The 10255-nt window shown below is 61.2% G+C and carries 6 protein-coding genes; 1 reads left to right on the plus strand and 5 read right to left on the minus strand.

Annotated elements, in window-relative coordinates:
- Window position 1 precedes the first annotated feature (1 nt).
- Genes MEB48_RS19590 through MEB48_RS19605 form a run of 4 tightly spaced genes read right to left on the minus strand, consistent with a single transcriptional unit; the run spans window position 2 to window position 7747 of the window.
- Complete coding sequence (locus MEB48_RS19590) at window positions 2–4576, minus strand: alpha-2-macroglobulin family protein (protein ID WP_237885611.1); 4575 nt, start codon at window positions 4574–4576, stop codon at window positions 2–4.
- Window positions 4573–5211: a DUF1175 domain-containing protein gene (locus MEB48_RS19595; RefSeq protein ID WP_442969112.1), complete on the minus strand. Its 639-nt coding sequence runs from the start codon at window positions 5209–5211 to the stop codon at window positions 4573–4575. Before MEB48_RS19595 ends, MEB48_RS19590 begins: the two co-directional genes overlap by 4 nt.
- Window positions 5208–6920: a DUF2138 domain-containing protein gene (locus MEB48_RS19600; protein ID WP_237885599.1), complete on the minus strand. Its 1713-nt coding sequence runs from the start codon at window positions 6918–6920 to the stop codon at window positions 5208–5210. Before MEB48_RS19600 ends, MEB48_RS19595 begins: the two co-directional genes overlap by 4 nt.
- Before the next feature lie 35 nt (window positions 6921–6955).
- Complete coding sequence (locus MEB48_RS19605) at window positions 6956–7747, minus strand: YfaP family protein (RefSeq protein WP_008008415.1); 792 nt, start codon at window positions 7745–7747, stop codon at window positions 6956–6958.
- A gap of 393 nt (window positions 7748–8140) precedes the next feature.
- On the opposite strand from MEB48_RS19605, the gene MEB48_RS19610 reads away from it, so the two are divergent.
- Window positions 8141–8890, plus strand: coding sequence for an SDR family oxidoreductase (locus tag MEB48_RS19610; RefSeq protein WP_237885600.1), 750 nt, complete (start codon window positions 8141–8143; stop codon window positions 8888–8890).
- Between the two features lie 16 nt (window positions 8891–8906).
- Here MEB48_RS19610 and MEB48_RS19615 read toward each other — a convergent pair.
- The coding region (locus MEB48_RS19615; RefSeq protein ID WP_237885601.1) for an MATE family efflux transporter at window positions 8907–10255 on the minus strand (1349 nt) is incomplete at its 5' end.

Here is a 10255-nt window from a genome sequence, read left to right on the forward strand (position 1 = left end):
GTCAGTGGACCGTGACCTGGCCGAGCGCCGGTTTCTGTTCCTGAGCCTGGTTCTGCGGTGCGTAGACTTGGGTGAAACGCACCGGCGGCAGGCTGAACTGACCTTTTTGTGAGAAGCGCACCAGATGACGCAGGCGCAATTCACCGCTCAAGGCATCCACCGGGATCGCGTAAGCCATTTGCCCCGGTTCGAAACGGGCCTTCTCCAGCGAGGTCGGCTCGGTGCCGGCCTTGCCCATCAGCTTGATGCCCCACGTGGTGCGCTCGACGTCCGCGCCCGGTGGCAACGGCACTTCGAGCATGCCATAGCGCAGAGGTTTCGCAGCCTTGCTGGTGATGATCACTTCGTCCAGGTACAGGCTGTCGCTGGACAACGGTTTGCTGCCGACGGCTTCGAGTTTGAATTCGAACGCTTCGTCACCCGGCACCAGACGTGACAGGCGACGGGTGATAGTCACGGCCATCGGGGCCACCGGCGGTTGCTTGCTCTGGAAGCTCAACGCGGCACGCAGCGGGCGTTCTTGCTCCCCGGTCAGCGACAACACTGCCGGCACGGGCGAAGCACCCTGCCACGTCCAATACATCTCACCGGTAGCGCTATGTTCTTTCTTCCAGCCTTCACCCGGTGCCAGTGCGATAGTGGGCGATGCCTGTTCGATGCTGCGTTGCAGCCAGGTCAGCGCCAAGGCGCGTTCCAGGGTCGATTGCTGTGGCAACAGACGTTGCAACAACGCTTGCGCATGCGCCTGATCGAAGGCTTGCAGCGACAGGTTCAGCGCTTCGACAAACGGTTGAGAGCTGGCGGCCACTTGTTGTTGCGCAGCCTCCAATTGACCATTGAACACCGACGGCAGATTGACCTTCGCCTGACGCGCCAAAGACGCAGTCAGCACCCGAGCGCTGGCCAGCCCTAATGCCGAATCCGGATCGCTCATGACCAGGCTCTCTGCGCCATCGTCCATCATGCTCGCCGCATGGCCTTCGCCGGCTTTCACCAGATCGTCGATCAAGCCGCTGAGCAGCGTATTCACCGGCAATTGCATCTGCTTGGCAAACGACAGAATCAACGCCCGCTGCAACAGCGGCGTGTTCTGCGACTGCTTGGCGTACACCTCCAACACCCGCTGCCAATGCTCCGGCGGCAGGCTCAGTTCCAGCGCTTTGCTGGCGTGCCAGTCGGCGTAATAGGCGTAAGCGGTGAGGAACGCATCCGGCTCACCGTTAAAGCCCCACCAGGTGAAGCTCGCCGACGGTCCGGCCATTTGCACCAACCGCAGGCGGCTGTTCTGCATGATCAAACGCAAGCGATCGCGGATCTGCGGGTTCGACGACAAGGTCGGATAAGCGATGCTCAGCGGCAGCAAACGGCTGGCGGTCTGTTCGACGCCGCCGTATGGATAGCTCAGCAGATCATCAAGCGCCGAACGGAACAGCGCTTGCGGGCTGTCATCCAGACGCAGGCGAATATCCGTGGCGTCTGCCGGCAAGGTCAGCGGCGTATCACCGCTGGCCACATCCAGACTTTGGCTCTGAGTCACCTGCCAGCCTTCGCCGGTCGCGGTCAGGCGCACCGCCAAGGCATCAGCGGTTTTGCCGTCCTGCACCAGCTCGGCAGTCCACTCGCCATTGGCCACTGTGAACGCCGGCAAGGCGATGTAGTTGATACCGTTGTTCAACATGACCGGCACCCGTTGTTCGGCGCCCGCGTAATGAATCACCAACTCAGCCTTGACCGGTTGCTCGGCCTGACTGAACGCGAACACACCGAGATCCGGTTTGTCGCCGTTGCGGAATTTGCTCGGGCCGCTCCACTTCAGATACAGCGGCTTTTCCGAGCGCACAAATTGCTTCTTCTGCCCGACCTGGCCGTCATCGGCGATGGCCCGGGCGGTGATGCGCCAGCGGGTCAGCGAGTCCGGCATCTTGAAGGTAAAGCGGGTTTTGCCGTTGGCGTCGGTGATCAATTCGGGCTGCCACGCGGCGGTGTCGACGTCTTCGCGACGCGGCCGCTCCAACACTTTCACGCCACGCTCGCTGCGATTGGCTTTACCCGGTGCGCCTGGGCTGCCCGGCAATGCGACGTCGTAGCTGATGAACGACAAACTGGCGCTGGTGCGCACGTTATTGCGGCGCGGGTGATAGAAGAACTGATCGATGGTCGGCGCGACTTCCGGTTGCAGCGCGTAGACCATTTCGTCGACCACACTGACCGTCAGGTGCGCCGGAATCGGCTTGCCGGCGAACTGGGTGGTCAGGTCAACCGACACGGTATCGCCTGGCTGATACGCCTCTTTATCGGTGGTGATTGCCACGTCGATTTGCGGCGCTACAACTTTGATACCGGCGTTCTGGAAGCTGTATTGGCCACCCTTGGTGTAAAGAACCGAGAACGTCAGGTTCGGCGCGAAGTTGTCCTTCACCAGGATGCGCGCGCGGTATTGGGTGTCGCTGAGTTTTTCCATCTTCAGCCAGTCGCTGCCCTTGGACAGCAACGCCGTGGCCTCGACCTTGTCACGCTCAAGCGACAACAGCGCATCGATGATCGGCTCGGGGAAAGTGATCAACGCGAGCGCTTCGTCGCCCGCCTTGTACTCGGGTTTGTCGAGGACGATTTCCACGGTGCCGGGCACCGCTTTGACGCCATCGCCGGTGACCGAATGACCGGTCGCGCCAAGCATGCGGCCATGAGCATCCTTCAGCGTCAGGTTGTAAGTGCCCGGACGGTCGAAGGCCAGGGTGAAGCCTTTATCTTTGGCAACGAGTTTACCTTCTCCAGTGGTTTGATCTTCGAGTCGCACCCAGCTATAGCTGCCGGGCACAACCGATTTGCTTTGCTCGCTACCACCTTCGTTCGAATAGCTGAATGCAACCTTACCGCCCACTGCGCTGAACCGCTGAGGCGCGCTCAAGCGGAAACTGGCGGCGCCACGGTCGATGAGGATTTCCTTGGTGGTCTTGACCCGATACGCCGCGCCATCGCTGGCGAACACGGTGAGCATGTAGCGGCTCGGTTTCTCGGCGGCGGGCAGATCGAGGCTCGCGTTGCCCTTGGAATCAGTGGTCAGTTCGGCGCTGGTCAGCTCCACCGGGAATTGCCCGAGGTATTGCAGCTCGTTATCGACCATCGACAATTGTTGGGCGCGCAGGCTCAGGCTCAACTTGGCGTTGGCCACGGGTTTACCGTCCGGGTACAACAACACCAGACTGCCCTTCACCGGTTCGCCGGTGCGGTAATCCTGCTTGGCCAGGTTCAGGGAAATCTCGAAGTGCGGCTTGATGTATTCAGCGACACGGAAGGCACTGCTGTAGGCCTGATCCTTGTAGCTGAAACGCAGCTCATAGCCACCCGCCACCGCGTTGTCCGGCAACTGGAAACGGCCCTGAGTGCCAGCCTTGGAATCGAGCTTCAACGCCAACGATTGCAGCGCCGTACCCGTGGCATCGAGCACGGTCACATTGACGTCGGCAGCGGTCGGCGCCACGGAGTCCCGTGCATTCTTGAACTCGCGGCCGACGATTTTCAGCGACACCCAATCCCCCGGCCGATACAGCGGCCGGTCGGTGAACGCATAGAGTTTGGTGTCGTAGATTTCGCTGTCGTAATAGAAGTTCTCGGAGACGAACACCCCGCCCTCTTCATCCTCGCCGATCACGAACGAACGCTCCGGGCTGACGTGTTTCAGTCGCAGCAAACCATCGGCATCAGTCGCGCCGCTGCTCATCACGCCCAGGCCGTCGGTCCACAGCACATTGACCTTGGGCACCGAACTGCCTTCATGTTTGCGCGCGGCCCACACCAGCAATTCATCGCCGGCAATCTTGCTCACGGCCACCGTGTTGGAGACGAAGACCATGGTGGTCGCGCGGTACTTGCCGATCAGCGCTTCCACCAGATACAGGCCCGGTTTCAGGTTGCCCAACGGGATGTACACATTGCCCGGCGAGACACTGACGAACTCGCTGGAAGAACCGGCCAGGTTCACGCCCTCAGGCGGCTGGATCGGTTTGGCTTGCCACAGCGGATAGCGGAATTGGCTGACCACCGGCAGGCCCGGAATCAGCGCGAACTGCGGCTGAGCGTCGTAGGGCGTTGGCGCGGCGATGGCGGTGCCCATCTTCAGTTCCGGCACTTCCTCGGTGACTTGTTGACGCGACTCGTAGGAAAACGCCCGCTGCATCACCCGACGGGATTTGCGGTACCAGTTGTCCCACAGGTACGCGAGGGTGTTCGACAGGCCCTCGCCCTTGAACTGGCCGTCGCTGACTACGCGGTGCAGGTTCTTCTGTCGCTTGAGGAAATCCAGCGGCTTGTCGATGCGATACACACGAATGTCCGCGCCGCCGTAAGGCTCCATGCGGAACCGGCGGTAATCGCGGCCCGGTGCTTCGAGGCGAACCATCGCCTGTTCGTCGCTGGCGAAACTGCTGTCGGCCAGCAGGAAGAAACTCTCACCGGCCACCGGCGTATAGCCGCTCGGCTCGACGGTGTCTTCGGCATTGACCGTGGCTAATGGAGCCAGCAGGACCAGCAGCAGTGGAATTCGAGAGCAAATGCGCAGCATGCGGGCACCGATCATTGGGAGAGAAAGTTCAGTCGATAGACGCCGATGAAGTTGGGGTTGGCTGCGTCGGGTATCCATCGGGTGTCCTTCCATGTCATGAGTTGTTGCAGGCTTGCGGAGCGCATGCCGTTGTCGGTTGGGGTTGAGGTACCGGTGTGATAGGCGATGAAGCGGCCCATCCAGATCATCAGGTGCTGGTCGTCGCCCTGATCGAAAAACATCAGGTCGCCGGGTCTAGCCTGGGCCAGGTCGCGGCCGACCAGATGACTGTTGAACTGGATCAGTTTGATCGCGTTGACGTAAGGCCCGACCTTGCCGCCGCCCTGCTGCCATTGCTGGGCGAGGCCGCGCTGGGCGTCGCTCAGTTGCAGTTCCGGTGGCAAGTAACGGTTGGACAGGCCATTGCTGCGCAGCCATTTGTCGTCATGGACTTTCAGCGCTTCGTTGGCGGCGAACCGCACCAGCCCGGCGCAGTCCTGCTGATACCAGCGCGGGCTCGGGCCTTGGGTCAGTTGTTCCTGGGCGATGCGCACGAACCAGGCGCGAAATACCTGGGATTGCTGCGGGTCGAGCGCCGGGGCTTCGCTGGCAAAGGTGCGAGTCCCCAGCAGCAACGCCAACAGGCCGAGGCCTCGGATGAAGGCGGTCACAGGGCTTTCCACTCCAGCGGCAACCACTGCCAGTGGCCGTCGGGCTCGCTGCCTTTGGGCAAGGTCAGGGCGTATTTGCCATAGCCGCCGAGGGTGCGCAATTTCGGAATCAGGTAGGTTTGCGCGGCGTTGTAGAACACCGGTTCCATGTCTTGCGGCAGGCTATCGAGGGTTTCCTGCTGCATCAGTTGCGCCATGGAATCCGGGCCGAAATAGATCGGCATCAGCAGCTCTTTCGGCAGCACGTCAGCCAGCGGTGGGAAGCGTTTGTCCAAGGTGCCCAGCGCTTTGTCGACGAGTTTGTCGTCGAGGGAGAACAGCAGTGTCGAACCGTGGCGCGCCAGGCTTACGCGCATAAAGGCTTTGCCGGTGATCGCGTCCGGTTGCTCGGCATCCTTGGCCTTATAGGGGCCGAAGTTGGAGCTGACCTGGCGCTGCCACTCATGGGTCTGGCCTTGCTGTTTCTCGACAACCGGGAACGCGTGATCAGGGACTTTGCCTTCGTAGGCACCGACCATCGAGCCGAACAGGTTGCCCAGGTCGCCGTCGAGTTTGGCGCTGTCATCGTCATTCAGGCTGGCCACCAGCAGCGGCGTGTACAGCCGCGACTCGGCGTACCAGCACAGGCCGGCCGCACCGGCCATGTGTTCGGTCAAGGCTTGGGCCACGGACTCTTCGGCGCCGAGTTTCACCAGCAGCGGTTTCTGTTGTTCGGCAGCCAGTGGCAAGGCCACGCAGGCGCTGGCGCCCATCGGCATGGCTTGCCAGATCGGTTTGAAGTCGAAGTCTGGTTGGTTGTCCAGTTCGTCCATGGCGAGGAAGCTGTGCCAACCCTTGTCGTCCATGTCGAAACGCAGGCCGGCGAAGTTCGGGATGAAGCGCTGGTAACCCATGGCCAGAACGCTAGAGTTGACCGAGAGGCGCTGTTTCACCTCGGGTGTACGCGGTGGCAGACCGAAGGCTTCGGGGAACAGTTTGTCGCCGTTGAGCAGTGCAGCGATGGCCTTGGTCGAAACGCTGCCGGTGTCCTCCGAGGCGCCGTTTTCCGGATCGTAGAGCTTGGCCGGATTGGACAGCACCACCAGTTTGTCGCCGTGGGAGGCGAACACCAATGACTTGCTGGCGTTGTAGTTGAGCTGATAAAGCGTGACAGCGTCGGCGCCGACTTTCACCTCACTGAGTTTGCTCAGCTGCGTATCATCCAGCGCCACTTTCGCCAGCGGCTCCAGCACCTTGGCCAGCCCGCCGCGATCCATCACCAACAGGAAATCCTTGAGACGCCCATCCGCCCCGCGCCACAGCGCCACATCCGCCGGTTGATCGAAGAGTTGCTCGATCAGGCTGTCTTGCAACTTCAGGTCATGCTCGTAAATGATCCGCCGCAGACTGCCGATCAGCCCAAGGCGATCCGCATGCGCTTCGTAATAGAAGACAAAATCTTCGGTCAGGGTTTCCTTGAGAAACGGCACCGCCAGCAAATCCTTGGGCAGTTGGCTCAGGGAATGGGTTTCGAGCAGACCGTCCGGCCGGCTCATGCCCAGTTTGTCACTGGCCAGTTCCGCCGGCGGAGCCTTGGGTTTGTTCAGGAACCACCCCAACCCGCCCGCCACGCCGGCCACCAGGCACAGCCCGACCAGCAGCGCCGGCCAGCGACGGGAAGTGTTGGCAGCAGATGTATCGGCGGCTGGAGAAGCAGTGTTATCACTCATGTTCACAAACCCAATTCATCCGTGGTGCGGGATGTTTAATAGTTGAAAGTCTTGACCAGCAGCAGGTCGCCGATCGCCCGCAAAGGCACGATGAAGGTCTCGCGTTTTTCGTCGACGGTGTTTTCGTTGAGCACCAGATTGATTTGCGAGGTGATCACCTCGTTCTGGTTGCTGGTCTCATCGAAGTTATAGCCGCCGCTGCCGAAGTTGCCCCAATAGTTCACGTAAACCAGATAAGTGCCATGCATCGGCGCGGTCATGGTGAACATTTCCGGGCCGGGGCCATCGACGCCGTCCGGGTCCAGCCCGCCGCCATTGCTCATCGCCGGGCGAGCCCAGAACGCATGCTGGCCGTCGGGGGTAATGATGTGCAGATCGAGTTCGGCCTTGGGATCGTCCCAGCCCAGCACCACGCGAATGCGCGCCGGCGTGCGCAGGTTGTTGGCTTCATAGAATTGAACGCGCTTGAGCGACTTGCCCTCGGAACTGCGCACTTCGACGCTGTTGGACCCGGCGCCGAACGCATACGGCCGGGCAAAACGTCCTTGGTCGTCGGTGTACAAATTCAGGGGATTGCCGTTGACCGCCAGGCTGTGCGGCGGACGAAGTGTGCCGAGGGCCTTGAGCTGGCCTTCGATCATCGTGCGATTGCGCTGCACGCCCCGGTCGATGGGCGGCGTGGGATAGGCGACGCGAGGGTTTTCGCTGCGGTCCAGCAGACCGTGATAGCGCCAGCCGCCCACCGGCTCCGACAACTCGGCCGTGGGCTCGGCCCATGCAACCTGAGCGCAGACCAGCGTGATCAGCAGTGAAAGAACACAACGCATGTAACGCCTCCTGCCATGCATAACGAAACCTGGCGCCCGATCCTCGGCGTGGTGTTTGACTTTGACTGCTGGGCCAGTTAAGGCGCGGAACCTGTGGGAGCGGGCTTGCTCGCGAAGACGGCGGCACATCCAGCATTGATGTCGCCTGATACACCGCTTTCGCGAGCAAGCCCGCTCCCACATGGATTGCGCTTAACTAACTGGCATTACGCCACAGGCCGGCAATATAACATTGCCAACAGTGCATTTTTCCGATCTTTTTTGTGAACCGGGCTGCATTTTTTCCGATAACCCGGTCGTCGCCCCCGCCGTCATTCAGCAGATTCCGGGTCTTTAATGGTTGCAGGATTTAAAGCCACCGCAACCCACTGCACACGCATCGGGAGACTGGACATGAAAATCGTCGTCATTGGCGGTACCGGACTGATCGGCAGACACCTGTGCAAAAACCTGCAAGACCTGGGGCATGAAGTCCTGGCCGCATCACCGAGCACCGGCGTCAACGCCCTCACTGGCGAAGGACTGCAAAACGCCTTGCAAGGCGCCGACGTGGTGGTCGACGTGGCCAACTCGCCCTCCTTCGAAGACGCCGCCGTGCTCGATTTCTTCGAAACCAGCGGGCGCAACCTGCTTGCTGCCGAGAAATCCGCAGGCATCAAACACCACGTCGCCCTGTCGGTGGTGGGCACCGAACGCATGCTCGACAGCGGTTACTTCCGGGCGAAAATGGCGCAGGAAACACTCATCAAAAACTCAGGCAGCCCCTACACAATCCTGCGGGCCACGCAGTTCTTCGAATTCATCGGAGCCATTTCGTACTCAGGCGTACAGGAAGGCGACACCGTGCGTTTGACCTCCGCCGAGCTGCAACCGATTGCCGCGGTCGATGTCGCGACGGCGCTGGCGAAAGCCGCCGTACAAGTGCCGAGCAACCAGACCCTGGAAGTAGCCGGCCCTGAACGCTGGCCGCTGGTGGAGTTCGTGCGCCTGTTTTTGCAACACACTAACGACCCGCGCCAGGCCCAACCGGACGACACGGTCCCCTACTTCGGTGCGCCGATCGATGACCACTCGCTGACGCTTGGAGAACACCCCATCATCGGGCCGACGCGCTTCGAAACCTGGCTCAAGAGCAGCGTTTGATACTCAAACGAGGGCCCTACACCAACCGCTCGATTTTCTGATGCTGCCAGACCATTTTGTAATACAGCGTCTGCAGCATCAGCATGCCCAGATACGCCACCGGAAACGCCATCCACACACCTTGCAGCCCAAAACGCGCATCCAGCAGATACGCCACCGGCAACTGCACCCCGACCACACAAACGATCGAAACCGCCACCGGCACCAACACCGTGCCGCTGGCGCGCATGATGCCGCCGATGATCGCCTGAAAGCCAAACACCAACAGGCTCCAGAGCATAATGTGCAACAGGTGTTCGGCCATCACCCGCGTGGAATCATCCGTGAGAAACAACCCCAGCAACCAGTGCGACAACAGATACCCCAACACCACCAAACCACCGGTCAGGCACACATTGATCAACAACCCCGTGCGCAGAATCGGCCCCATACGCTCGATACGCCCGGCCCCGATAGCCTGCGCACCGAGAATCGACGCCGTGATCGCAATCGACAACGCCGGGAACTGCACGTAATTGACGATCTGCGTCACCGCCCCATACGCCGCCGTCGCCTGAGAACCGTGCTGGTTCACCAGTGCCAGAATCACCAACTCCGACAACGACAGCACTACCATCTGCAACCCGGTCGGTAGCCCGATGCGCAGCACCTTGCCGAGGATCTCCATGTCCAGCCGCATCGCCGCCAACATCTCCCGATCCGGCGCCAACGGATGCCCCTTGCGAATCAACCGCCACGCCAGCCACCCCATCGCCGACAAGTTACCCACCAACCCCGCCCACGCCGCACTCTGAATTCCCATCGACGGCAGCCCCAACCACCCGAGAATCAACACCGGCGTCAGCGCCAGCCCGACACACGTCGACACCACCAGCGCCAACAACGGCGACAGCGTATCGCTCACCCCACGCAGCAACTGCGTAAACAACACAAACACCAACAGCGACGGCATGATCCACATCATCACCTGCGCATACGCCACCGCATCGTCCAGCACATCCGCCGGCATCCCCAAACCCTGCAACGCCGGCCGCGCAAACACACTGCCCAACACCGCCGCCACCAACCCGATCATCGCCCCCAACAACAACGTCGAACCGGCGATGGCCTTCACCAAATGCGGCTCACGAGCGCCCCAGGCCTGGCCGATCAACACCCCAGCGCCCGCGCCGAGGCCGATGACCAGGGCGATGAAGAAGAACACGATGGGGAACATGCCCGATACCGCCGCGAGAGCCTGGGTGCCGAGCATTTGGCCGATGTAGATGCTGTTGATCGTGCCGGACATGGATTGGAGGAAATTGGAGAGGACCATGGGGGCGAGGAATAGGAGGTAGGTTTGCCAGAGGGGGTGGGATTTGGTGG

It is taken from the genome of Pseudomonas sp. PGPR40 (genome assembly GCF_022014505.1).
GTDB lineage: Bacteria > Pseudomonadota > Gammaproteobacteria > Pseudomonadales > Pseudomonadaceae > Aquipseudomonas.